This is a genomic window from Prosthecobacter sp. GW821-HT29F12 (genome assembly GCF_058803405.1).
The window spans coordinates 3,903,476-3,927,108 of sequence record NZ_CM179517.1 but is presented as its reverse complement, the minus strand read 5'-3'; the positions used below and the strand labels follow the sequence as shown (position 1 = coordinate 3,927,108).

20 protein-coding genes are annotated in these 23,633 nt (G+C 59.1%); 7 read left to right on the top strand and 13 right to left on the bottom strand.

Annotated features, from left to right (window positions below; all coding sequences use genetic code 11):
- Window position 1 precedes the first annotated feature (1 nt).
- From AC3RLQ_RS16180 to argC, 7 genes are all read right to left on the bottom strand, one after another.
- On the bottom strand, window positions 2–1,123 hold the full coding sequence (locus tag AC3RLQ_RS16180) for an LptF/LptG family permease (RefSeq protein ID WP_493029730.1): 1,122 nt from the start codon (window positions 1,121–1,123) through the stop codon (window positions 2–4).
- Between the two features lie 64 nt (window positions 1,124–1,187).
- Window positions 1,188–2,000 (bottom strand): glutamate racemase, encoded by an 813-nt coding sequence (murI, locus tag AC3RLQ_RS16175; protein ID WP_493029729.1) that lies wholly within the window; start codon window positions 1,998–2,000, stop codon window positions 1,188–1,190.
- 8 nt (window positions 2,001–2,008) lie between these two features.
- A complete protein-coding gene (gene argF / locus AC3RLQ_RS16170) occupies window positions 2,009–2,911 on the bottom strand; it encodes an ornithine carbamoyltransferase (RefSeq protein WP_493029728.1) in 903 nt (300 codons plus the stop codon).
- A 13-nt stretch (window positions 2,912–2,924) separates the two neighbouring features.
- Complete coding sequence (locus AC3RLQ_RS16165) at window positions 2,925–4,157, bottom strand: aspartate aminotransferase family protein (RefSeq protein WP_493029727.1); 1,233 nt, start codon at window positions 4,155–4,157, stop codon at window positions 2,925–2,927.
- 7 nt (window positions 4,158–4,164) lie between these two features.
- Window positions 4,165–5,022: an acetylglutamate kinase gene (gene argB, locus AC3RLQ_RS16160; protein ID WP_493029726.1), complete on the bottom strand. Its 858-nt coding sequence runs from the start codon at window positions 5,020–5,022 to the stop codon at window positions 4,165–4,167.
- A 27-nt stretch (window positions 5,023–5,049) separates the two neighbouring features.
- Complete coding sequence (gene argJ, locus AC3RLQ_RS16155) at window positions 5,050–6,336, bottom strand: bifunctional glutamate N-acetyltransferase/amino-acid acetyltransferase ArgJ (protein WP_493029725.1); 1,287 nt, start codon at window positions 6,334–6,336, stop codon at window positions 5,050–5,052.
- Window positions 6,337–6,340: 4 nt separating this feature from the next.
- The gene (argC, locus tag AC3RLQ_RS16150) at window positions 6,341–7,390 is read right to left on the bottom strand and encodes an N-acetyl-gamma-glutamyl-phosphate reductase (RefSeq protein WP_493029724.1); all 1,050 of its coding nucleotides are present in this window, start codon (window positions 7,388–7,390) and stop codon (window positions 6,341–6,343) included.
- 129 nt (window positions 7,391–7,519) lie between these two features.
- Between argC and AC3RLQ_RS16145 the strand changes: the two genes are divergently transcribed.
- The 4 genes from AC3RLQ_RS16145 (at window position 7,520) to AC3RLQ_RS16130 (ending at window position 11,870) form a co-directional block, all read left to right on the top strand.
- Complete coding sequence (locus AC3RLQ_RS16145) at window positions 7,520–9,205, top strand: AAA family ATPase (RefSeq protein WP_493029723.1); 1,686 nt, start codon at window positions 7,520–7,522, stop codon at window positions 9,203–9,205.
- Complete coding sequence (locus AC3RLQ_RS16140) at window positions 9,195–10,481, top strand: adenylate/guanylate cyclase domain-containing protein (protein WP_493029722.1); 1,287 nt, start codon at window positions 9,195–9,197, stop codon at window positions 10,479–10,481. Before AC3RLQ_RS16145 ends, AC3RLQ_RS16140 begins: the two co-directional genes overlap by 11 nt.
- Window positions 10,482–10,493: 12 nt before the next feature.
- On the top strand, window positions 10,494–11,102 hold the full coding sequence (gene recR, locus AC3RLQ_RS16135) for a recombination mediator RecR (protein ID WP_422317908.1): 609 nt from the start codon (window positions 10,494–10,496) through the stop codon (window positions 11,100–11,102).
- A 69-nt stretch (window positions 11,103–11,171) separates the two neighbouring features.
- Window positions 11,172–11,870, top strand: a complete 699-nt coding sequence (locus AC3RLQ_RS16130) for an RDD family protein (RefSeq protein ID WP_493029721.1) — start codon at window positions 11,172–11,174, stop codon at window positions 11,868–11,870.
- A 20-nt stretch (window positions 11,871–11,890) separates the two neighbouring features.
- Here AC3RLQ_RS16130 and AC3RLQ_RS16125 read toward each other — a convergent pair whose 3' ends face one another.
- Window positions 11,891–12,262 (bottom strand): metallopeptidase family protein, encoded by a 372-nt coding sequence (locus tag AC3RLQ_RS16125; RefSeq protein ID WP_493029719.1) that lies wholly within the window; start codon window positions 12,260–12,262, stop codon window positions 11,891–11,893.
- 6 nt (window positions 12,263–12,268) lie between these two features.
- Entirely contained in the window at window positions 12,269–14,887 is a 2,619-nt protein-coding gene (locus AC3RLQ_RS16120) for a M1 family aminopeptidase (RefSeq protein WP_493029718.1), read from the bottom strand.
- Window positions 14,888–14,973: 86 nt separating this feature from the next.
- Between AC3RLQ_RS16120 and AC3RLQ_RS16115 the strand changes: the two genes are divergently transcribed.
- Window positions 14,974–16,377, top strand: a complete 1,404-nt coding sequence (locus AC3RLQ_RS16115; protein WP_493029717.1) for a DUF1501 domain-containing protein — start codon at window positions 14,974–14,976, stop codon at window positions 16,375–16,377.
- Window positions 16,378–16,386: 9 nt separating this feature from the next.
- Complete coding sequence (locus AC3RLQ_RS16110; protein ID WP_493029716.1) at window positions 16,387–16,914, top strand: heavy-metal-associated domain-containing protein; 528 nt, start codon at window positions 16,387–16,389, stop codon at window positions 16,912–16,914.
- A 4-nt stretch (window positions 16,915–16,918) separates the two neighbouring features.
- On the opposite strand, the gene AC3RLQ_RS16105 is transcribed toward AC3RLQ_RS16110, so the two are convergent.
- Complete coding sequence (locus AC3RLQ_RS16105; RefSeq protein WP_493029715.1) at window positions 16,919–18,325, bottom strand: sulfatase; 1,407 nt, start codon at window positions 18,323–18,325, stop codon at window positions 16,919–16,921.
- A gap of 49 nt (window positions 18,326–18,374) precedes the next feature.
- On the bottom strand, window positions 18,375–19,652 hold the full coding sequence (locus tag AC3RLQ_RS16100; protein WP_493029714.1) for a PQQ-dependent sugar dehydrogenase: 1,278 nt from the start codon (window positions 19,650–19,652) through the stop codon (window positions 18,375–18,377).
- A gap of 297 nt (window positions 19,653–19,949) precedes the next feature.
- Between AC3RLQ_RS16100 and AC3RLQ_RS16095 the strand changes: the two genes are divergently transcribed.
- Window positions 19,950–21,923 (top strand): amidophosphoribosyltransferase, encoded by a 1,974-nt coding sequence (locus AC3RLQ_RS16095; RefSeq protein WP_493029713.1) that lies wholly within the window; start codon window positions 19,950–19,952, stop codon window positions 21,921–21,923.
- Window position 21,924: 1 nt separating this feature from the next.
- Here the strand turns inward: AC3RLQ_RS16095 and AC3RLQ_RS16090 are convergent, their stop codons facing one another.
- Both AC3RLQ_RS16090 and AC3RLQ_RS16085 read right to left on the bottom strand, forming a co-directional pair.
- Window positions 21,925–22,515: a hypothetical protein gene (locus AC3RLQ_RS16090; protein WP_493029712.1), complete on the bottom strand. Its 591-nt coding sequence runs from the start codon at window positions 22,513–22,515 to the stop codon at window positions 21,925–21,927.
- 98 nt (window positions 22,516–22,613) lie between these two features.
- On the bottom strand, window positions 22,614–23,633 hold the full coding sequence (locus tag AC3RLQ_RS16085) for an SAM-dependent methyltransferase (RefSeq protein WP_493029711.1): 1,020 nt from the start codon (window positions 23,631–23,633) through the stop codon (window positions 22,614–22,616).

Here is a 23,633-nt window from a genome sequence, read left to right as displayed (position 1 = left end):
TTTACTTCCGGCTGAGCTTGTAGAACAGCCAGCCGCCCATGCCGAGGAAGATCACATTGGGCAGCCACATGATGAGGTGCGGCATCGCCGCAGGTGTGTCATTGAGCGTGTCTGCCAGAATGATGAAAACGATGTAAACCGTGGCCGTGATCAAGCTCAGGGCAAAGCCCGAAGAGGTCTCACGGCGTTGAGCAGTCACCCCCAGTGGAATGCCCACCAAGGCGAAGGTGAAGCAGGCCATCGAAAAGCTGTAGCGTTTACTGAGCTCGGTGAGAGACAGGGAGCGCGTCACAGGGGTCAGAGCTTCGCCGGTGACAGTGTCCTTCCAGGTGCGCACTTCCTCGGCCAGTGCGCTGGTGGTCTTCATGCTGGCATTCACCCGAACGGTGTCTTTCTGCATTTCTGAGAGCGGCAGTTTCAACCACTGCTTGTTCATGGCCAGTCCGCCGAGCTGGCCCTGACCATCGACTGGCACGGTCTCTTCCGTCATGCCTTCCAGTTCCATCTGCAGATCGATCGAGCCGGGAGTGGTATGCAGGGTCGCTTTGTTGGCGTGGATGTAGGTGCTGGCCTCGGAGCCCTTCAGCATGACGATGTGCATGTCTGTGAGCGTCTTGTCATGACGCTTGCTGGTGTAAATGCGGTAGCCGGGCACACGCTCCAGTACCTGGCCCTCTTGGAACAGGGTTTCAGGGTTCTTCACCGCCACCTGATAGAACAGCCGCTTCATGCGGTCCTTCGCCGCTGGCGCGAGGCTCACATTCACCCACAGGCAGATGCCGCTCAGTGCTATGGCCAGGACAAAGACTGGAGCGCAGATGCGCGGCATGGACATGCCGGTCATGCGCAAGGAAACCAGTTCGTTGTCGGCAGACAGCCGGCCAAACACGAGCAGAATCCCGGTCAGGAACGCCCAGGGAATCGTGAAAATGAGCGAGAAGGGAATGACCAGCATCACGAACTCCGCGATCACCGAAGTCGGCAGCTCTGTGTTGCCCAGGAGTTGGTCCAGCTTTTTGTAAACATTGCCCAGCACCATGACGCCACTGAGCAGCGCCACACCGATCAGCGTGGCTGATGCGACCTGGCGGCCAAGATAGCGGTCAAAGATGCGCGGAAACATGTGGTGTGGATACGAGGCTAGCGAGTCTTCAGCAGCGGGCAATTTGAGATTGCCATAGGCTGCTTCAAACGACGGCCTTCTTCACCTTGCCGAAATCTGTGCCAAGGAAGCGCTTGGCAAGGTTCTCCGCCTGTTCGGAATGATCGGTGAGGTAGATGTCGAGAGTGGGTTTCGATTTGGTCGTCCGCAGCAGGCTGCCCTGTTCGAGGCTAGCTTTCACATGCGCCGCGCAGGTGCTGGCGGAGTCCACCAGGCGAACTTTTTGCCCGAGAATGCGCTTCAGCACCGGAATCAGCAGCGGATAGTGGGTGCAGCCCAGCACCAGGGTGTCGATGCCCTTGTCCAGCATCGGCTTCAAATACTCACGCAGCACGGACTTGAGCGCCGGATGATCCGTCCAACCCTCCTCCACGAACGGCACCAAGAGCGGGGTGGCACGCGCCTCGATCATGATGTCTGGCCGCCGCATGGCGATCTCATGCTGATAGGCATGACTGCGGATCGTGCCAGCGGTGCCGATGATGCCCACGCGTTCGCATGTGGCGTCTGCGAGAGTTGCCTCCACCCCGGGACCGAGCACTCCAATCACCGGAACGCGAAACGTGGACTGGAGCAATGGCAGGGCATGCGCGGTGGCTGTGTTGCACGCCACCACCACTGCTTTCACGCCATGGGAGACGAGGAACTGCGTGTCCTCCATCGAGAAGCGCCGGATCGTGTCCGGGGATTTGGAGCCATACGGCACACGAGCCGTGTCACCGAGATAAACGATCGACTCATTTGGCAGCAGATCCCGCAGCGCCCGCACGACGGTCAGTCCGCCAACGCCGGAGTCAAAAACGCCGAGAGGGCTGCTGGCGGTGACGGGGGGACTCATGGTTGGAATCAACTTTTCCGCGTGAGCTCCACAATGATGGCCTTCTGCGCGTGCAGACGGTTTTCAGCCTGGTCGAAGATCAAGTCGGCGTGGGCTTCCATGACTTCCTCGGTGATTTCCTTGCCGCGATAGGCTGGCAGGCAGTGCATGACTAGGGCACCGGGATTGGCGTGCTTCATGAGGCCGGAGTTGATCTGCCAGGGCTTGAGGGTCTCGATGCGGTCGGCGCTTTCGGCTTCCTTGCCCATGCTGACCCAGACATCAGTGTAAACGACATCGCAGGCGCCCACGGCTTCGGCGGGATCATCGACGATGCTGACGGTGTTGCCGGGCACACGATGCATGAAGCTTTCCTGCGGCTGAAACGCCTTGGGGGCTCCGATGACGAGCTCAAACCCGAGATGGACCGAGGCCCAGATCCAGGAGCGGGCCATGTTGCAGTCGCCATCTCCCAAGAAGCAGATGCGTTTTCCTTTCCAGCTGCCGAGGCGTTCCTGAATCGTCTGCAAATCCGCAAGCACCTGGCAGGGGTGCTCGTCATCGGTCAGGGCGTTGATGGTGGGGATGCCGCTGTATTTGGCGAAATCCACCACGTCCTGCTGGGCGAAGGTGCGGATGACCGCGCCATGAATCATGCGGCCCATCACCCGCGCAGTGTCCTTGATCGGCTCGCCACGGCCCAGCTGGATGTCGGCGCTGGAGAGGAACATGACTGCGCCGCCCAGTTCGCGAATGCCTACTTCAAAGCTGACCCGCGTGCGTGTCGAAGACTTGCTGAAAATCAGCGCCCACTGCTGGCCGGTGAGCACCTGAGGTGATGCCTTGCGGTCCTTTTTCAGCACGCAGCCAAGATCGACGATTCTCTCGATTTGTTCCCGGGTCAGTTCTTCGATGGAAAGGAGGTGTTTCATATCATGGCGGGTTTTACGCGAGCTGATCGAGCACGCTCTTGAAGATGGCGAGCCCTTCGTCGGCATGGGCTGCGGTGATGTTCAGTGGGGAGAGCCAGCGCACCACATTGGGGCCGGCTGGAGTGACCATCATGCCGGCATCCAGCAACTGCTGGGCAAGGAAGATGGAGGGCAGCTTGCCGCCGGATTTCGCGGCGATGGCTTCGGCATTGAGTTCAAAACCGATGAACAGGCCGAGCTGGCGCACCTCTTTGATCAGCACATGATTCCAAGTGCACGTTGCGGCAGCGATGGCGGCACCTCGCGCCTTGGCATTGTCACAGAGATGCTCGTCCAAAATCGTGCGCAGTGTGGCGATGCCCACGGCGCAGGCGAGGGGCGATCCGCCATAGGTGGTGCCATGTGTGCCGGGGCCGAGAGTCTTGCTCAGGTCGCGGCGGTCATTGACCCAGAAGGAACCCAGCGGGAAGCCGCTGCCAATGGCCTTGGCCCAGCTGATGCCATCGGGCTGAATTTCATCCCCCGGAATGATGCTGCGCCAGCCGGCCATCTCGCCTGCACGGCCAAAGCCGCACTGCACTTCATCCAGCAGCAGCAGCAGATCTTTTTCGCGGCACAAGCGCTGGGCGGCGCGCAGAAACTCGGGAGTGACTGCGTTCACGCCGCTCTCTCCCTGAATGGGCTCCATCAATATGGCGACCGTCTTGTCGGTGATCGACGCTTCGAGCGCCGCGATGTCATTGAAAGGCGAATAGACGAACCCCGGCGGCAGGGGACCAAATCCTCCATGGATCTTCTCCTGCGCCGTGGCAGTCATGGCGCCGAAAGTGCGGCCATGAAAGGAACCGGTGAAGGTGATGATCTCGTAGCGCCCGCCTGTCTGCTGGCCGTATTTGCGCGCCAGCTTGAGCAGGCCTTCATTGGCCTCCGCGCCGCTGTTGCAGAAGAAGCACTTGCCGGCAATGCCGACGCATTCTTCGACGAGGATGCGCGCCAGTTCGGCCTGCTTGTCGATGCAGTACCAGTTTGAAACGTGGATGAGTGTGTTCGCCTGCTCTGTGAGGGCTTTCACCACAGTGGGTGGGCAGTGACCAAGCGGGCACACGGCCACGCCGCCGGCGAAGTCGAGATACTTTTTCCCATCACGATCCCAGACGTACGGGCCTTCGCCACGCACCGGCCAAACGTTGTAACGACCGTAGTTCGGCAGGACAAACTCCTGCATCAGTTGATCACTCGTTCTCATCTCAGGATTACAAATGGATTTCGGTGCCGATCCCGCCGTCGGTGAAGATTTCGAGAATCAGCGCATGCGGCAGACGGCCGTCGATGAGATGCACTTTGCCCACGCCACCACGAAGGGAACCGAGCGAAGAGTCCACTTTGGGAATCATGCCGCCGCTGATGATGCCGTCTGCTTTCAGCTTGGCGATGGAGGCCTCGTCGAGGCTCGGAATCAGCGTCGCATCATCCTTCGGATCACGCATCACGCCGCGCACGTCGCTAAGGAAGATCAGTTTCGTTGCTTTGAGGCGCTTGGCCAGACCACAGGCTGCGAGGTCGGCGTTTACGTTGAGCGTTTTGCCAGAGGCAAGCTCACGGGCGACAGGCGAAACCACAGGTACGAATTCGCCGGCCACAGCGGCCTGGATCAGCCCGAGCTTGCAGTCGTTGACTTCACCGACCCAGCCGAGATCGCCCTTCATCTTTTCGCCCAGAAAGACTTCCGTGCCGGGAATGCCGACGGCCTTGCCGCCAAAAGCATTGATCTTGGTCACGATCTCGGGGTTGATCACACGGGCGAGAGTTTCCTCGACGATCTTGATCGTTTCGTCGTCGGTGACGCGCATGCCGTTGATGAACTTGGCCTGCAGGCCGGACTCGGTCATGGCCTTCGAGATCGCCTTGCCTCCACCGTGCACGATGACGGGATTGATGCCCACGGCTTCGAGGAAGACGACGTCGCGCAGAAAGGAGTCCACCTGCACGGGGTCTTCCATCGCACTGCCGCCGACCTTGATCAAAAAGGTGCAGCCACGGAAGCTCTGCATGTAGGGCAGGGCTTCAAGAAGTACGGCGGATTTGGTGATTTGAGCGTCGAGTGGATTCATCGCGATGAAGGTGACTGCGTGAACCGATCAAGCGAAGCCTTTCTGGCGTTTCGCATGAACGGCGGCGGAGTATTCCGAGCTGTTGAAATCCACGTATTCTTCGGACAGGTCGCTGGTGTAAACGGTGTAACCGCTGGTTCCGAGATTGAGATCAATGGTGACGGTGAACTTTGGTTCCTTCACGACCTTCTCCAGTTCCGCCACAGGCGTGTGGTTGACGAGTCCGCCTTTGCAAGCCTGCAGACCGCCGAAATAAATGTCGATGAGTTCCTCACGAATTCGCGCGCCGGAATAACCCACAGCGTGAATGATGCGGCCCCAATTTGGGTCGCAGCCATGGAAGGAGCACTTCACGAGGAGGGATTTGGCGACGGTCTCGGCCACCTTGCGGGCATCGGCCAGCGTGCGGGCATTGCGGACGCGGATCTCGACGAACTTGGTCACGCGCTCGCCGTCGCAAACGATCATCTTGGCCAGTTCTAGCATCACCTTGTGCAGCGCGCAGCGGAAGAGCTCCGCCTCGGGCGAGCCCTTTTTGATCGTTGGCGCATCCGACTGGCCGTTGCTCATCACGATGACGGTGTCGTTCGTGCTGGTGTCGCCGTCGATGGTGATGCAGTTGAAGCTCTTCTCCACGGCGTAGCGCATGGAGCGGTGCAGCTCATCCTTGCCGATCTTTGCATCGGTGGTGATGAAGCAGAGCATGGTGGCCATGTTCGGGCAGATCATCCCCGCTCCTTTGGCGATGCCGCCGATGCGGAAGCTGCCTTTGCCGCATGGCACATCGACCGCGAAGGACTTGGGCTGCGTGTCGCTCGTCATGATCGCACGCATGGCATCCTCGGAGCCGTCGGACTTCAGCTTGGCCACCGCGTCGGGTACTTTGACAATGACACGCTCAATCGGCATCGGCATGCCGATGATGCCGGTGGAGCAGACGAGCACCTGGCGCATTTTCACGCCGAGCTGTTCTGCCACGGCCTTGGTCATGGCCTTGGCGTCCTGAATGCCCTGCACGCCGGTGCAGGCGTTGGCATTGCCGCTGTTGGCGATGATGGCACGGGTGTCGCTTTCCTTGATGTGTTGCTGGCAGACGCGCACACAGGCCGCGCGGACTTTGTTCGTCGTGAAGACCGCGTCCGTCGTCGTTGGGCCGTCGGAAACGATGAGCGCCAGGTCAAGGCGGGTGGCTTCAGGATTCTTGATGCCGCAGGTCACGGCGCTGGCGCGGAACCCCTTTGCGGCGGTCACGCCGCCGTCGATGACTTTAAAAGAGACGCGGCATTCGCGTTCGTCGTGTGCTTTGGTCGCCATAAAATTAGACGTACAGCAGGCCTGCGGTGGCTTCAAAGCCGCAGATGAGGTTCATGTTTTGTACAGCCTGGCCGGAGGCGCCTTTGCCGATGTTATCTTCGGTGCTCATCAAGATGAGCTGCCCTGCGCGGGCGTCATAGGACCAGCCGATGTCCACGAAGTTGGTGCCGGTGACGTTTTTGGTGTCTGGAGACTGATTCACCCCCAGCAAACGCACGAAGGGCGCTGAATCGTAGGCCGAATGCAGCGCGGCGCTAATTTGATCAATCGTGACTCCCGGCTGCAGCTGCGCAAAGGTCGTGGTGCAGATGCCGGAATGCGTCGGCATGAGGTGCGGGACAAAAGAGAGCTTCACCTCACGACCGGCGGCGAGAGCGAGTTCCTGGCCGATTTCGCTCAGATGCCGGTGCAGCGGCACGCTGTAGCTGCGCACGCTGTTTTGCACCTCACAGAACAGCAGGGGGATGCTTTCCTTGCGTCCGGCGCCGCTGGCACCGCTCATGCTGGCCACGGCTAGAGGAGATTCCGCCAGCAGGCCAGCCTTCAGCAGTGGAAGGAGAGGCAGCAGAATGCTGGTGGGGTAGCAGCCCGGGCAGGCGATGAGTCTTGCGGTCTTGATCTGCTCCGCGCGTATTTCCGGCAGGGCGTACACGGCTTCATCCAGCAGTTCAGGCGCAGGATGGGCGTGGCCGTAAAATTCCTCATACAGTGCCGGACTCCGCAGACGGAAGTCCGCGCTGAGGTCTATCACCTTGAGTCCCAGCTCCAGCAGGGGCTTGGCATATTCAGCGGATACACCGTGAGGCAGGGCTAGAAATGCGATTTCGGCACCGGCGGCTTTCAAGGCAGCGGCGTCAGGCGCGGTGAAGGTCAGTGAATCGGCCACGCCCACACTGCGGAAGCGCGGAAACTCCTTGGACAGGGCTTTTCCAGCCAGAGAACGCGAGGTCACAGCCACCAGTTCCACGTTAGGGTGGCGCAGCAGCAGGCGCAGCAATTCTGCTCCAGAGTAACCACTGGCTCCTACGACGGCGACTTTGACGGGTGCGGACATATTGCGGGGGGCGGAGTATGGGATGTCATGGGGGCCATGCAACCCTGAAATAGGTCATTTCTCGCCCCTCCAGAGCACGCATCGTGCCGCTTGTCAGCGGGCTTCGCCTCGCGCACTGTCAGCACCCCCATGAGCGATCCCACGCCTGAACCCCCAGAGACCGAAAAACCCAAAGCGCCTGGCAGCCCGGAGGAGATCACGCGCAAGTTGGAGGATTTCATTAAAAACACCCTGGGCGGCCAGGTGCTCTTCACCCGCGTGGAAGGCCCCGGTGGTCGCCCCGCGCCAGAAGGCGAGGAAAAGCCCGTCGAAGAGGCCAAGCCTGACCATGGCCGGGTCTTTGAGTTCAACTACCGCCCGGCCGACATCAAGGCGCACCTCGACCGTTTTGTGATCCGTCAGGATGAGGCCAAAAAAGTGCTCGCCACTGCAGTGTGCGATCACTACCACCACGCCCAGATGCTGCGGGATGATCGCGCATCTGAGTCCGGCGGTGCCAGGCTCGAATTCTCCAAGCAAAATGTCATCATCATCGGCCCCACCGGCGTCGGGAAGACCTACCTCGTGAAACACATCGCCGATCTTATCGGCGTTCCCTTTGTGAAGGCGGATGCCACCAAGTTTAGCGAAACCGGCTACGTCGGCGCGGATGTGGATGACTTGGTGCGTGATCTCGTGGCAAAGGCCAATGGCGACATCGAGCTCGCGGAGCATGGCATCATCTATCTGGATGAAATCGACAAGCTTAGCAGCGGCCCGGAAAGACTCGGGCGCGATGTGAGCGGGCGCGGCGTGCAGACCACCCTGCTGAAACTCATGGAGGAAACCGAAGTGGCCCTCTACGCGCCGAACGACATCCGCAGCCAGATGCAGATGATGTTCGACACTCGCAAAGGCCGCACCGGCCGCGAGGTGGTGAACACACGCAACATCCTCTTCATTGTCAGCGGTGCGTTTGGCGGTCTGGAAAAGATCATTGAGAAGCGCACGAACCGAAAGTCCATCGGCTTTGTTTCCGCAGACACGAAAGACGCCACCTCGGAATATTTGTTCCGCGAAGCGCGCACAAAGGACTTCATTGACTACGGTTTCGAGGCTGAATTCATCGGGCGCCTGCCTGTGCGCGTCGTCTGCGATCCTCTCAGCGCGGATGACATGTTCCAGATCATGAAAAACTCCGAGGGCAGCCTCATCCGCCAGTATGAGCGCGAGTTTGCCGCCTACGGAGTCAAGGCCGTCTTCAAGGACGATGCCCTGCGCGAGATCGCCAGCCGCGCGGAGGATGAAAAGACCGGTGCACGTGGTCTTGTCACCGCCTGGGAGCGCGTGCTGCGTGACTTCAAATTTGAAATGCCCAGCCTCGGTCTGCCGGAATTGCGGGTGGATGGCGCGCTCGTGAAGGAGCCGGAGCAGGTGCTTGCCAAATATCGCGCCGAAGCCGTCAGCCAGTTCAGAGAACTCGGCGCCGCCCATGCGGGTGAGGTCAGAGCTTTTGCGGAGCGCTTTCAGCGCGAGCACGGCTTCCTGCTCGACTTTGACAGCGAAGCCATCGCAGCCGTCGCCGCCCGCGCTCGGCGTGAAGGTCTGCATGTGGAGGCCATGTGCGCGAAGCTCTTCAAAGATTATCCCTTTGGCCTCAAACTCGTCACTCGCAGCACAGGCGCGACGAGCTTTGTCATCACTCCGGACGCCATCGCGAATCCTGACAAGTATGTCAGCGAGCTCGTCGTAAACGCCTGCCGCAGCCAGCCGGAGCCGGTTTCCAACAACAACATTATCGACATCACCCCTGACACTCCTGCCCATGAATCGTAATCATGTCGCCGCCATGTTCATTGGCGTGCTGGTCTGCATCCCGTTGCTGGCCTTGTATCATTTTGGTTATTTCAAAGCCACGGCCGAATGGTTCGCAGTGCTGTATGCGCGCGGTTTTATTTTGCCGGCCGGCGGCTTGAAGCAGATGCTCTGGCTGCAATACGGATACTACACATGCATGGCCTTCATCAGCGCCTGGGTGTGCATTGAGATGCCCTCACAGTGGCGCCGTTTTGCTTTCCTTCTTGGCGGCACCTTCCTCACGACCACTTTTGCCTGCATCATGGCCATGAGCGGCGTTTTGTTTGAGCCCATATCGGGCTCGCTGGCGCTGTGGTTCGCCGGTATCGCTGGCATTGCCGTGGGCGGTTCGGTCAATGCTTACCGCTGCCATGTCATGCGCGATTACTTCGTCGGGCGGCTGTCCACGCGTCTGTTTGAGGAGCTAGCGGATCAAAACAACCCGGCGAAAATGACGGAGCGCCGTGAAATCACCGTGCTGACCTGCCGCCTGCTGAATCATGGGGAGCTTGCCACGGGCATCGAGGCATCGCAGTTCGAAGAGCTGGCCACGCATTTTCAGCGCAGCATTTCAGGCTTTCTCATCGAGCGCGGTGCCTATCTGGATGACTGCAATGCGCGGCAGGTGCGCGTCTTCTTCGGATTCCCGCTCACAGACGAGCATCATGCTTTGCACGCCGTTCAGGTGGCCGCCGTGTTGCGCAACCACGTGGCCACTCTGACGCGGGAGATTGAGCAGCGCTTCGGCAAGAAGGCGCAGATTGGCGTGGCATTCAGCACCGGGCCGGCGGTCTGCGGTCTGTTTGGGGTGAGTCACTTCGAAAGCTTCAGCGCCGTGGGTGATGTGATCGATTTTGCCTCGCAGCTATGCGTCTTGAACGCAGAGTACGGCAGCAAGGTGCTTTTGAGCGCGAGGACGTATGCACTGGTGAAGGACAATGCCGAGGTGCGCCCGATGGAAATGGTCAGCACCGTGGGTTCCAGCCAGATGAGCGAGGTGTATGAACTGCTTGCAGAAAAAGGCACGCTGCCTGAGCCGGACATCCGCGCCCGTGATTCCTTCTGGCAGGGCGTGGTGCAGTATCGCAAAGGCGATCTGAAGCAGGCGCAGGAAAGCTTCCAGAGTGCCGTCATCGAGGGCCGTGAAGATGCTCCTCTCAAGTACTTCATGGACCGCGTTGATCTGGCTCTGAAGGAAAAATCTTCGCCGGGTAAAGAGACACCCAAACATTCGCGCAAGCTCGCGGTGACCTGAGTTTTTTTTGCCGTGCGTATCGACTATCCACCTGCGATCCAGCGACTCGTCGCCCAGCTCAAATCGCTGCCGGGCCTGGGGCCGCGCAGTGCGGAGCGTCTCATGATCTGGCTGCTGCAAAAGAGTGATGAGCGCATCCCCCTGCTTTCCAACACGCTGCTGGAGGCTCGGGAGCGCATCATTCCCTGCGATGATTGCGGGTTCTTCATTGAAAGCGACAGCGAGTGTTTGCTCTGCCACGATCCGCGCCGCCAGCAGCACCAACTTTGCGTGGTCGAGCAGGCTGCAGATGTGTTGCGCATGGAGCGGTCAGGCGCATTTCAAGGCTTGTACCACGTCCTCGGCGGCAGGCTTTCGCCGCTCGATAATGTGACCCCGGAAGACCTGCGCATGGAGTCACTGGTCAATCGCGTGCGGGACCTTCACACCGAGGAAGTCATCATCGCCCTCGGCTCCGATGTCGAAGGGGAGGCCACCGCCAGCTACATTGCTGATCTGCTGCGTCCGGCTGGCATCGCCGTCACTCGCCTGGCGCAGGGCATGCCTGCCGGGGGAGGACTCGACCACGTGGACGAACTCACGCTGTATCAGGCCCTGCACGGACGGCGGAAGATGGGCTAGTGAAAAAATAATTTAGTGTACCGGATTCTTCGCTCGACTTTCGAGAATTGTTTTTAACTGTCGTTCAGTATGAGCCAATACCATATTGCCCGCGACGGTCAGCAGCTTGGAGTTTATTCAGAACAGGACATTCAGGCGGGCCTTGCATCAGGCAGCATCATGTCAACTGACCTGCTGTGGAAGGAAGGACAGGCGGAGTGGCAGCCGGTGAGCGGTATCTTTGCAACGGCCTGGCAGGTGCCGACGATGCAATCTGCGGCATTTAACCCTTATGCGGCTCCACAGAGCAATGTGATCTCTCCTTCGATGAAACCCTCCATGCAACTGGCCTCTCTGGGGCAGCGGCTGGGGGCGGCTGTGCTGGATATGGTGCTGGGTGCCGCGGTGGTGGGCATTCCCTACGGCGTGGGGATGACCAGCATGGCTGGGAGCAGCGGGCGCGGTGAGATGACACCTGGCGCATCAATCGGCCTCGCTGTGGCCGGCATCGCCTTTCTAGGACTGTTGATCTATAATCTGGTGCTGCTGACAACAAGGGGGCAGACGCTTGGCAAAAAATTGATGGGTATTCGCATTGTGTCGCATCCAGACTGCCAGAATGCAGGCTTTGTGAAAGCTGTGCTGCTGCGTGGCTTTGTGAACGGCCTTATCGGGGCGGTTCCACTGCTTGGTTTTTTCTATGCCCTCACAGATATCTGTTTCATCTTTCGTGAAGATCGCCGCTGCATCCACGATTTGATTGGCGGCACCCAAGTCGTCAAATGCTAGGAGCAGCCTCTGCCTCCTGATCACTCCAGCCCCAGCGCTGCCACCTCGTCTTCATCCAGTCCGAGATAATGCCCCAGTTCGTGGAGGAAGGTGATGCGGACTTCGTGGCGGTAAGTCGCCAGATCACCGGCGCACTCGTCCCACAGGTTGTCTAGAAACAGGCGGATCCGCGGCATCTCGTCCGGAGTTTCCGGCAGCCCATCAGTGCGGGAGAGACCTTCAAACAGCCCCAGCAAATCGGGATCTAGATCCTCATCAATATCGATCAGTGCATCCATCTCCGTCAACTCAATGCGGCAGTCTCCTGCCTCGTTGCGAATCTCGGTCGGCAATGAGAGAAGCGTGTCTTTGACGACTTTGGTGGCGATGGCGAGGAGGCGTGGGAATCGCATGATGGTTTACTTGCCTGCTTTCTTTTCGGCGGCGGCTGGCTGTGATTTTTTCTTCAGGGTTTCGAGCTCTTTCTGCTGTTCCTCGGCCTGCTTTTGCAATTGCTGCATGCGGTCCCACAGTTTTTTGAGATCGGCGGGGCTCTCCAAGCCCGCACGGATGTCCTGCACCGATTTGGCAGCAGCTTCGCGGACGGGATCAATGCGAGCATTGCCGCTGGCTAGCAGGGGTTCCAGCACCGCGAGCGCCTTGGGATCGCGCAGTGTGCCGAGGGCCCGGGTGCTGGCGAGCCGCCAGGAGTTGCGCGGGTCCGTAAGTTTGCTGGCAAGGAATTCACGCACTGCATCGCGTTGCGCGTTGGTGGGGCGTCGTGCAAGGAAGGCGACTGCATCGAAGGCGATGCCAGCATCGCGACCACGGAGATCATTGAGGGACTGAAGCCGTGCCAGCAGCTCAGGAACGACGGATTCATCATCCTGAGCGCGGAGCGCCCTGATCGCTGCAAGCTGAAGCGCGCTGTTATAGCTGGTTGCTTTCAGCTGCTTGCGAAGTTCGGCGGCGACTGCGGAATCTCCGGGGCGAGCGCCCCAGGTTTCGATGATGCTGGCGAGAATGTCGGGGTTCTTTTCGCTCTGGGCCATCTTCCACAGGGTTTCCTGCGACTCGGGTGTGTTGAGTGCAGCAAGAGACTGTACCACGCTCCTGCGCACGCGTGCGTCGGGCTGATTGCTGCTGCCTGCGATCAATGCCGCACGGGCTTCGGGTTCGGCGATTTTCGATAGGGCTTTCGCTGCCTCGGCACGGACGGCGTGGAAGGCATCTTCACGCAGGGCCTTGCCAAGTTTGTCGATGTGTTTGCTGTCAAGCGAGCTGATGGCGAGCAGGCGGCCGAGGACATCAGATTGCAGTTGTTTGTCGAGCATGGGGCCCGGTGGTGTGAATGCGACTTTGGCCAGCACGGTGTAGTCGGGATCGATGCGCACCAGTTCCGGTTGGGCGGGCAGGGGGAAATAAAAGTCTTCCACTTCTTTGCTGACCTCTGCTTTGACACGCAGCAGCTCTTTTTGTCCGGGGATGGCAAAGCCAACGGGCAGCGGCACGCGGAAGAGGCGCACCTGTTCGCTGAGCTTCTGAGTCTGCCGAACGGTGATCCGGGCCTGTTTTGAAGCAGCGTCCCATGCATAGTCGATTTTCAATTCCGGCACGCCGCCGTGGAAGAGCCACTGGTCGAAAAACTGATCAAACGAAAGTCCGCTGATTTCTTCAATGACGTCCTGCAGATCTTCGGTGCGGACGATGCTGTTGCGATGGCGCTCTAGATACGTCCGGATGCATTTGCGATACAAATCCGGGCCGAGCTGGCTGCGCAGCATGTGCAGCACCCAGGCACCTTTTGGGTAGGCGCGGGAGTCGAACTGCTGCATCGGGTCGCCATAGTCGCGCCAGACGATGGGGCGGGTGTCGTTCGCTTGAAACACCTGCTGGGCTTCTTTCCAGAGGGCGTATTTCATCGCATCCGCACCGAGTTTCTGCTCCTCATAAAGGAGGGTGTAGTAGCTGGCGAAGCCTTCGTTGAGCCAGAGATGAGACCAGTCACGGCAGGTGACGAGGTCACCGAACCACTGGTGAGCGGTCTCGTGAGCATCGAGTTCGTGCAGGGAACGCAACTGCTCGGTGTCGGAGTTAAACAGCATGTCGGCAGCTTCAAAGGTGCAGCTCGTGTTTTCCATGCCGCCGGCGATGAAATCGAGGCAGTAAACCTGATAGTACTTATCCCAGGCAAACGGCACGCCGATTTCCTTTTGGTAGAATTCGATGATCTTGCGGGTGTCGGTAAAAGCGTTTGCCGCTTGTGCGCTGTGTGACGGAGGAACCAGCATGGCGAGTGGCAGATTTCCCGCCTTGTCCTCCAGCTTGTGGAAGTAGCCAGCAGTCATCGCGATGAGGTAGTTCACATGCGGCTTGTCCTGCAGCCAGTGAAAGGTCGTTAGGCCATCATTGCCGGGCTTTTCGCTTTGTAGTGTGCCGTTGGAGATGACCTGCATGCCCTTGGGCACATGGCAGATGACTTCGCTGGTGAAGCGCTCATTGGGGTAATCGTAGCTGGGGAACCAAAAGCGGTGCTCCTCCGCCTCGCCCTGGCTCCAGACCTGGGTGTCGCCTATTTTGTAGCCCATCTCCGGCGTGCGGAAATACAGGCCGTGATCTGGCTGCACCGCAGAATAGGTGACGGTGACCGTCGCCTCTGCGTCTGGTGCAATCGCTTTCGCGAAGGTGATGATGAGTTTGTCTTCCGTGACCTGATGCTCCGCGATCTGCGCACCAGCGGCCGTGATGGAGGCGATCTTCAAATCCACCGCATCCAGTTCCAGTTTCTCCAAAGGAAGAGCGATCGGTTTGAAACGTAGAGTCGCCGTGCCTGAGATCGTACGCTTGGCAAAATCCGGTGTCACATCGAGCTTCACATGCAGAATGTCCGCCCGGCGATCTCGTGCATATTTTCTGCCCGGAATCAGTTTCAGCGGCTGCGGCAGCAAATGCTTGTTGCAGTGCAGGCATTCGGTGGAGTCGGCGGCGGCCTCCAGGGTCAGCAAGCCGACAGCAAGAATCATAAGGGGGATGCGCATGATGGCGGCGAGCATCCCGAACTGGATGCAGGGTGGCAAGCACAATCAGGAAGGAGTGCCTCCTTGGTGGCGTATTTGGCAGGGACATGCTGACCTTTTCCGACCACAGCCAGGGTTCTTCTCGCCTTCAGCGGCGTGATTTCCTGCGCATTGGTGGCCTGGGGCTGGGCGGGCTCGGGTTGAGTGATCTGATGGCGCTCAAGTCGCTGGCGGCATCCAAAAAATCGCTGCTCAAGGACAAGTCGGTCATCTTTTTGTTCATGCACGGCGGGCCGTCGCAGTTTGAAACCTTTGATCCGAAGATGGATGCGCCATCGGAGATCCGCAGCGTCACGGGCGAGATCAAAACCAAGCTGCCGGGGGTGACGTTTGGCGGCACGTTTGAGAGGCTGGCAAAGCTGGCGGACAAGTTCAGCATCGTGCGTTCCTTCGTCACCGGAGATGCGGTGCATGACATCAAGACTATCGTAGGCAAAGACACGATGAAGGCGAATCTGGGCTCGTTGTACTCACGCATGGCGGGGCCGCTGCGGAAAAGCAGCGCGATGCCGACGAATGTGGCGTTGTTTCCGCAGGCGGTTTCAGCCATGGCAGGGCCTGTGATCAAGCAATTCGGCGACTTCACCTCCAGCGGTGAACTGGGGGCGACTTACCAGCCCTTTGTGCCTGGGGCAGGCAGCGGTGCGCAGGCGGACATGACCTTGAGCATGCCGCAGAACCGGCTGGATGATCGTCGCACTTTGCTTGCTTCGCTGGATCAATGGCAGCGCACCATGGACGGCAGCCAGTCCGTCGCAGGCATGGCAGAATTTCAAACGCTTGCCTTCGATGTGCTGCGGCGCGGTGTGTCGGATGCGTTTGATCTTTCCAAAGAGGATCCGCGCCTTATCGCGCGCTACGACACGGCTGCGCTGCTGCCCAAAGACCGCATCAGTACGCAATGGAACAATCGCGAGCATTATGCCGACAATGCCGCAACGCTTGGCAAGCTGCTGCTCATGGCCCGCCGGTTGTGCGAGCGCGGCTGCGGCTTTGTCACCGTCACGACGAGCTTTGTGTGGGACATGCATGCCGATAACAACAACGCCCCTTGCCGCACCGGGATGGACTACGTGGGACGACCGTTTGACCACGCGGTTTCCGCATTGATCGAGGACATTGAGTCACGCGGTCTCAGTGAAAAAATCATGCTCGTCTGCTGTGGCGAGATGGGGCGCTCGCCCAAGATCAATGTCAAAGGCGGGCGCGATCACTGGGGCGGCCTGGCGCCGCTCATGATCTATGGCGGTGGCTTGAAGATGGGCCAGGTCATCGGGCAATCAGCACGCAATGGCGGAGAGCCCGCTTCAGAGCCGATCACGATTCCCGATTTGATCGCCACCATCATGCATACGCTGGTGGATGTGGGGGAGGCGCGAGTGACCGACGGCCTGCCGCCGAGTCTGATGAGTGTCCTTTCACGCGGTGAGCCGATCCGCGGTCTTGTTTGAAGTTCCATCATGCGTTGCCTCTTTTTCCTATTCTTTCTCCCTGCCATTTTCACGCTCCAGGCGGCGGAATCAGCCACACGCACGTTTTATATCTCCGGCATCGAATGCGGCAGCTGCGTTTACATGGTGCAGCAGTCCATCGCAGAAACGAAGGGGGTGGTGAATGTCACCGTGGTTCAAGCCATCGGCAACTATGCCAGCGTGACCTTCGATCCGAAGGCGGTCAGTGATCAGCAGATCGCCCAGGCCGTGCGTGAAGCTTACCCGCTCCATGGCATGCCCTATCTGGCGTCCCTGAAACTCAGCGTGGCGAATTATGCCAGCAATGCATCCAGGGTGGAGAGTCTCTTTTATGAATGGAGAAAATTTCTGAAACTGGAGGTCGTGGACAAGGCCAAGGGAACCTTGCTGGTGCATTTCCTTCCCTTGGAGGTGGATAAGAAGAAGGCCAGCCCTCGGGGCTGGAGTCTCGCGCAATTGGAGGAGGCCGTCATCAGACACGGCGTGAAATTCACACTGGATCAGGCTGGGCAGTAAGAAATCACTCCGCCTTCTTCTTTTTGCCTTTGTCCTCGCCTTTCTTCTTCTCGCCACCAGAGGTGGCTTTGACCTCGGCATCGGCGGCGGGAATGGCAGCACCGAGTTTGGCCTTGATGTCGCTCATGCCGACTTCTTTGGCAAGGTTGGTCCATTCATACGGGTCTTGGGTGTGATCGTAGAGTTCTTCGGTGCCATCAGCATAGCGGATGTAGCGCCAGTTGGCATCGCGCACGGCGTGGTTGCCTTTGCCGTGCGTGCATATGGCCACGCCGTCCCATTTGGCGGCGGGGTCTTTGAGCAGCGGCATCAGGCTTGCGCCTTTGACATGCTCCGGCACGGGCAGACCGGCGAGCTCGCAGAGGGTGGGGTACATGTTCAGGTAATCAACCGGGGCCGTGCAGGTGGTGCCCGGCTTGGTGACACCAGGGGCGACAATGGCCATGGATGTGCGTGTGGTTTCCTCCCACAGGGCAAACTTCCGCCAGTGCTCCTTCTCGCCCAGATTCCAGCCGTGATCGGTCCACCATACGATGATGGTCTTATCCTTGCGAGGGCTTTGATCGAGTCCGTCGAGCAGGCGTCCCACTTGGTCATCGAGGAATGAAATCGTGGCGAGATAGGCTTGCACCGCCTTTTTCCATTGGTCGCCTTTGATCACGGCGGCATGATCGCCCTCGGGGCCGGCCATGCGCACGCCCGCTTTGGGGATGTCATCGAGGTCATGCTCTTTGGTCACAGGCAGCTTGATGTCAGCGAGTGGAAAGCGGTCATAGTACTCCTTGGGCACATACCAAGGTAGGTGGGGCTTGATGTAGCCGAGGGCGAGGAAGAGCGGCTTGTCCTGCGGCGCGGTCTTCAGCTGGTTGATGGCCCAGTCGGTGGCTTTGTAGTCGCCCATGTCAGAAGGCTTGGCATCCACCGGCCCCCAGTCAAAGTGGCCGCGGTTGAGGCCGTTTATGTTTTCCTCGTGTTCCTGAATGGAGGGAAAAAGGCCCTCCCATTTTGTCCATGAATCGGTGCGTCCTTCGCTGCCGTAGCCGTGGTAAATTTTGCCCCCGCCGAGGGTGTTGTAACCGCTGGCGAGAAAGTGGCGGTTGATGGTGAGCACATCCTTCATCACGCCCTGCGCCGGATCACCGTTGGTGTAGATGCCCGTCTGCCACGGACGCAAACCGCTCATCAAAGCCGCACGCGAAGGATTGCAGGCTGGTGCGGCGCAATGCGAATTGGTGAACGCCGTGCCACGGGCCACGAGGCGGTCGATGTTCGGTGTTTTCGTCTGCGGGTGGCCACCGAGATAGGTCACCCAGTCGTTCAAGTCATCGACGGCAATGAAGAGGACATCGGGTTTCGATTGAGCGACCGCAACAGAGCTGAGCAGCAGGAACAGGGCGAAGAAACGATTCATGGCCCGCCTTCAACGCGGCCATGGTCAGGGTCTTGCAGTGAGGCTTTGCTCAATCGTCGTCCTTTTCAAGACGATAGAGGGCACCATCTTGAGAGAGCAGCACGGGTTCGCCATCGAGATCTGCCGTGACGAGGGTGGGGTTGAACTTGTGTTCCGGGTCCTTGCGATGAAGAACACTGCGGCGGACGGGAAGACCGCTGGCAGGATCGATGCCCAGCGCCCAGACACTGCCGTAGCCCCAGTCGGCGAAGATAAACGCTCCGTCGAGCTGTGGCAGTTTTTGGCCGCGGTAGAGCAGACCACCGATGATGCAGATGCCTTCGCCACGCATGCGGGTGTAGGCATGGACGGGATCGGTAGTTGCCGTGTTCGGGAGATAGCTATGAGCGTGGAAGGCGCTTTTTGCAGGGCCGTCGCGATCACTCCAGCCGTAATTGGCACCGCTTTCGACGCGGTTGATCTCCTCCCAGAGGTCCTGGCCAACATCTGCGCACCAGAGCTGGCCGGAGCGAGCATCAAAGGATAGCCCCCAGGGATTGCGAAAACCGAGGGCGAAAATTTCGGGGCGCACGGTCTGCACTTTGGTGAAGGGATTATCATCTGGGATCGCGTAGGGCAGCTTGCCGCTGCGGCCGTTCACATCAATGCGCAGGATTTTACCATGCAGGACCCATGGGTTTTGCGCCAGACGATAGGGGTCATCACGGAGGCCGCCGTCACCGAGCGCAATGTAGAGACAGCCATCCGGCCCGAAGGCGATGTGACCGCCCCAGTGATCTGCCAGCGGCTGAGGAATCTCCATGAGGACGCGTTCCGTCTCTGGCAGTGCATCAGGGGTGGAGTCCTTGGAGGCGCGCATCTCGCTGATCACCGTGCGGCGGGGGTCGTTTTGCGAGTAGCTGAGGTAAAACAGCCGGTTTTCAGCGAAGCGGGGATGAAAGGCGATGCCGTGCACGCCCTCCTCGAAGAGCACGACGCCCTTCATCTTCTCGCGGAAATCGAGAAAGGGGCGCCACTGGCCGCTGCCATCCAGCCGCACGGCGCAGAATTCACCCCGCTGCATGGCAATGACCTGCTCTCCGCCGGCATCCGGCATGGAGGCCAGCATGACGGGGGAGTCGAATTCACGGTCAAAGGCGAGTTTGCGCAGCACGATTCCCGGCATCGGCTCTTCCGGGATTTCCAGCGGCGGAATTTCCGGCACTGCCGGGACGGGCAGGGGGGAGCCGATTTCTGGAATGGCAGGGTAGCTGAAAGCTGGCGTGAAAAAGGCCGCCAGCGTCAAGGCGGCGGGCAGCCCAATGCGGTGGAATAGGAAATTTTTCATCGGGAGATTGGGAATTCTGACTGCATGGACCATGCCATCCTGACAGCCATGGGTCTTGTTTTGCTCGAATTACATGGGAAGAATGCAGATGGCATGAGATTTTCTGTGACATGGTCTGTCGAGTGCCCCCTGCGTCCTTTGATTCGTGGACTGACCCACGTCCGGACGTGCTGGCTGGGTTTGCAAACCTGATTCTGGCGGATATACGCGCGACAGGCAGCTGTAGACACCCGCGAGAAAGTTTTTCCACGTCTTGCACTCCTCCCATGGCATGCCAAAGATGGGTGCTCCTTTACGATGAGCGACCCAATCAGTCACGAGTGCGGCATAGCAGTGGTGCGGCTGAAAAAGCCGCTAGGATACTTCTATCAAAAATACGGCAACGCCCTCTACGGCTTTGACGCCCTGCAGGCCATCATGACCAAGCAGCGCAACCGAGGCCAGGACGGCATGGGCATCGGCTGCAGCAAGCTGGGCATGCCCCCCGGTCTCCCTTACATGTTCCGCATGCGAAGCACCGAGAGCGTGGAACGCATCGGCCAAGTCTTTGAGGATGAACGCAAAGAGTTCAAACGCATCGCCCGCCGCATCGACAAGCAGCGCAAAGATGAGCGCGACCAGGAAGGGAAGGAATTCGTCTCTTTTGAGGACGATCCGGACGCGATCAAACGCGAGTTCGAGATGGCCGGTGAGATTTACATCGGCCACCTGCGCTACGGTACCAGCGGTGACTTTGGCAAAGGCGCGCTGCATCCTTACATGCGCCGCACCACCTGGCCCACCCGCACGCTGATGGTGATGGGAAACTTCAACCTCACCAACACCCGCGAACTCAACGAGGTCATGATGAAGCGCGGGCAGCACCCCGTTTTCGGCACGGACACGCAGAGTGTGCTCGAAGAAATCGGGTTTCAGCTCGATGAGGCGCACACGAAGCTTTACCACGTCCTGCGTGACTCGGGCATGCCTGGGGAAGACATTCCGCAGCACATCAGCGAGCAACTGGATGTGACCGAAGTGATCAAAGAATCCGCCAAACGCTGGGATGGTGGTTATAGCATCGTCGGCGTCATCGGCAATGGCGACCTCTTCGCCATGCGAGACCCCAGCGGCATCCGCCCCTGCCATTATTACGAGAACGACGAGATCTTCACCATCGCCTCCGAACGCGTCGCACTGATGTCCGTCTTCGGTGTCAATGAAGAGGACATCCACGAAATCCCGCCGGCGCACGTGGCCGTGATCAAAGCGGATGGCGGCATGACCATCCAGAAGTTCACCGAGCCGCGTGAATTCAAGCCCTGCTCGTTCGAGTGCATTTATTTCTCGCGCGGCAACGACTCCGCCATCTACCACCAGCGCAAGGCGCTCGGTGAGCAGCTGGTGCCGCAGGTCGTCAAGGCCATCGACAATGACTTCGAGCACACCGTGCTCAGCTTCATCCCGAACACGGCTGAGACGGCCTACTTCGGTTTCCTCGACGGCCTGCGTAAAAGTCGCCGTGTCGTCGTCAAAGAGGCGCTGATGGACATGCTCAAGCGTGGTGAGTTTGACGAGGCCAAGCTGGATGACCTCGTTTTGCGCAACTGGCCGCGTGGCGAGAAAATCGCCCTCAAGGACATCAAGATGCGCACCTTTATCGCCCAGGAGACGGGGCGTGATGCCCTCGTGTCAGGCAGCTACGACATCACCTACGGTGTGGTGACACCCAAGGACAACCTCGTGGTCATTGACGACTCCATCGTCCGTGGCACCACGCTGAAGAAAAGCCTGCTGCGTATCCTCGCGCGCACCAATCCGAGGCGCATCATCGTGTGCTCCACCGCTCCGCAGATTCGCTACCCCGACTGCTATGGCATCGACATGGCCGAACTCGGCAAATTCATCGCCTTCCAAGCGGCCATTTCACTCCTGCGCACGCGTGGAATGTCGCACATCGTGCATGAGACCTACCTCGCCTGCAAAGCCGAGATGAAGAAGCCGAAGGAAGAAATGCGCAATGCCGTTAAGGCCATCTACGCACCCTTCACCGACGAGGAAATCTCCGCACGCATCGCCCAGATGATCAGTCCTGAGGACACGCCTTGGCATGGCACCGTCGAAGTCATCTACCAGACTATTCCAGATCTCCACAACGCTCTTGGTGCCGAGTATGGCGACTGGTACTTCAGCGGTGACTATCCGACGCCCGGCGGCTATTCGGTGGTGAACCAGTCCTTCATTCTCTATTGCGAGGCCAAAGATGGCCGGGCTCATGAGGCGCTGCTGTAAGTCACTTGAGAATCAGAGCGCGAAGCGGCACGAGGGTAGCCGCCGTGCTCTGTGCATTATTTCCTGACGAGCGAAGCTCTTGGGTCGAGAAATTCATTGAGCCCAAAACTTGCTCAATGTCGGACTGCGGGGCGCACACGCGGTTTCCCGCCTGATATTCGCGGTCAACTGCGGCGCAGTCATCCCTGGCCGGGATCTGGAAGCGAATCCGCTCTATCTGCACTGACTTCGCGAATGGATTGTGGTATTCGAACACGACATTCCTGCCGGAACCGTTCGGCCTCCATCTGAAATCGAGCTGCTTGATTTCGGACTCGGTGAGCTCACGCCATTCCGGCCCCTGGGCATTCGGCCTGGCTTCTGCCGAGGCATTCGATGCCCCATTTTCATTGATATCCTCAATCCGTCGTGACTCGGCCCGCTCCAACTGATCTGCTTCCAAGTAAGAGACAAAGATCCGATTTGCCTTGCCGGAGAAACGGTCCACCAAGACCAATCTGTTATTGAGAGTCACGATCTCCTTTCGGAAGCCAAACCAAAGCAGAGATGCGCCAGTGAGTGCACCGAGGACGAAGGAGATGAAGAGCTTCATGGCTGCGGATTATGAAATAGCATGTGCGCGGATTTTGCGGCAAGGCAAAAATCCGCGAGGCATCAGACGGAGGCCTATAGCAGGCTATTCAGTGCATTTTACACTACGCCAAAGGCGCACACTTCGTTTTTGTTTGCGCAGAGTCTCGTCAGATGAAACTCGGCGCAGAGCGGCGGAGCTTCGCGTTTGAGGATGTCGAGCAGCGGATACTCATCGTGGCCTTTGAATTTGATTGTGACGATGAAGTTGCGCATGCGCTTCTCGCGCAGCCACTCGAGGAGAAGGTCTATGCTGCGCTGAGGTGCGGCGATGACATCGCAGACGAGCCAGTCCACGGTTTGCGGTGGCTTGTATTTGAAGGCGTCGGCCACTTGGAAATGCAGGCGAGGATTGCGCATCAAATCCTCACGCAGCTCTGAACGGTCGATGGCAATGACGTTCGCTCCTCGTTGGATGGGCACATAGCTCCAGCTTCCCGGTGAAGCGCCGAGATCGACACAGGTCTGCCCGCGCTCAATCTGGCGTCCCAGACGCTTTTCGGACTCAACCAGTTTAGTGAAGGCACGGGAGGGGGCGCTTTTGTCATCGGCCAGCGGCACTTCGCCACGGGGGAAACAGGAAATAAAACTGCGCAGAGCATAAGGCTGCGGTGCGAGCGAGGTGGAAACCCAGCCGGTTTCGGGGGAGGTAAGAATGCACTGCACGAGGGAGGTTTGCGCATCAAAGACAGCGTCGGATTCGACCAGGGAGCGCAGCAGCTTTCTGCGCCGCTTTTTCAGGCGTTCCACCAAACTGGCATGGATCAATTCACAGCGGTGCTGCCCGGCTTTGCCTTCACCGTATTGCGGCCAGAGATGCAGACGCCAGGGCTGGTCATCGGGAAACACGTCGGCGATGGCTTCGATGATGCGGTCCGCCCAAGCATTGATGGAAGCGGCATGGATTTCAACGGCGTCAGGCAGTGTCTGGCGCGCGAAGGCGAGCAGCAGTCCTTCCAGCTTAAGATCTGCGGCAATGCCGAGGCCTTCGATTTCGCGTTGTGCAGCATCCGGTGCGGCGCGGCTCAGTTCATCGGCGAGGAACGGCGATGTATCAGGTTCAGCGAGGAAAAGATGCAC

What these genes read in the sequence shown, in the direction of transcription:
- murI (WP_493029729.1), bottom strand. Translation starts at nt 2,000, where the DNA reads ATGAGTCCCCCCGTCACCGCCAGCAGCCCTCTCGGCGTTTTTGACTCC.
- AC3RLQ_RS16125 (WP_493029719.1), bottom strand. Translation starts at nt 12,262, where the DNA reads ATGCGATTCCCACGCCTCCTCGCCATCGCCACCAAAGTCGTCAAAGAC.
- argJ (WP_493029725.1), bottom strand. Translation starts at nt 6,336, where the DNA reads ATGGCGACCAAAGCACACGACGAACGCGAATGCCGCGTCTCTTTTAAA.
- AC3RLQ_RS16095 (WP_493029713.1), top strand. Translation starts at nt 19,950, where the DNA reads ATGAGCGACCCAATCAGTCACGAGTGCGGCATAGCAGTGGTGCGGCTG.
- AC3RLQ_RS16165 (WP_493029727.1), bottom strand. Translation starts at nt 4,157, where the DNA reads ATGAGAACGAGTGATCAACTGATGCAGGAGTTTGTCCTGCCGAACTAC.
- AC3RLQ_RS16130 (WP_493029721.1), top strand. Translation starts at nt 11,172, where the DNA reads ATGAGCCAATACCATATTGCCCGCGACGGTCAGCAGCTTGGAGTTTAT.
- argC (WP_493029724.1), bottom strand. Translation starts at nt 7,390, where the DNA reads ATGTCCGCACCCGTCAAAGTCGCCGTCGTAGGAGCCAGTGGTTACTCT.
- argB (WP_493029726.1), bottom strand. Translation starts at nt 5,022, where the DNA reads ATGAATCCACTCGACGCTCAAATCACCAAATCCGCCGTACTTCTTGAA.
- AC3RLQ_RS16105 (WP_493029715.1), bottom strand. Translation starts at nt 18,325, where the DNA reads ATGAATCGTTTCTTCGCCCTGTTCCTGCTGCTCAGCTCTGTTGCGGTC.
- AC3RLQ_RS16115 (WP_493029717.1), top strand. Translation starts at nt 14,974, where the DNA reads ATGCTGACCTTTTCCGACCACAGCCAGGGTTCTTCTCGCCTTCAGCGG.
- argF (WP_493029728.1), bottom strand. Translation starts at nt 2,911, where the DNA reads ATGAAACACCTCCTTTCCATCGAAGAACTGACCCGGGAACAAATCGAG.
- AC3RLQ_RS16090 (WP_493029712.1), bottom strand. Translation starts at nt 22,515, where the DNA reads ATGAAGCTCTTCATCTCCTTCGTCCTCGGTGCACTCACTGGCGCATCT.
- AC3RLQ_RS16120 (WP_493029718.1), bottom strand. Translation starts at nt 14,887, where the DNA reads ATGCGCATCCCCCTTATGATTCTTGCTGTCGGCTTGCTGACCCTGGAG.
- AC3RLQ_RS16145 (WP_493029723.1), top strand. Translation starts at nt 7,520, where the DNA reads ATGAGCGATCCCACGCCTGAACCCCCAGAGACCGAAAAACCCAAAGCG.
- AC3RLQ_RS16100 (WP_493029714.1), bottom strand. Translation starts at nt 19,652, where the DNA reads ATGAAAAATTTCCTATTCCACCGCATTGGGCTGCCCGCCGCCTTGACG.
- AC3RLQ_RS16140 (WP_493029722.1), top strand. Translation starts at nt 9,195, where the DNA reads ATGAATCGTAATCATGTCGCCGCCATGTTCATTGGCGTGCTGGTCTGC.
- AC3RLQ_RS16180 (WP_493029730.1), bottom strand. Translation starts at nt 1,123, where the DNA reads ATGTTTCCGCGCATCTTTGACCGCTATCTTGGCCGCCAGGTCGCATCA.
- AC3RLQ_RS16110 (WP_493029716.1), top strand. Translation starts at nt 16,387, where the DNA reads ATGCGTTGCCTCTTTTTCCTATTCTTTCTCCCTGCCATTTTCACGCTC.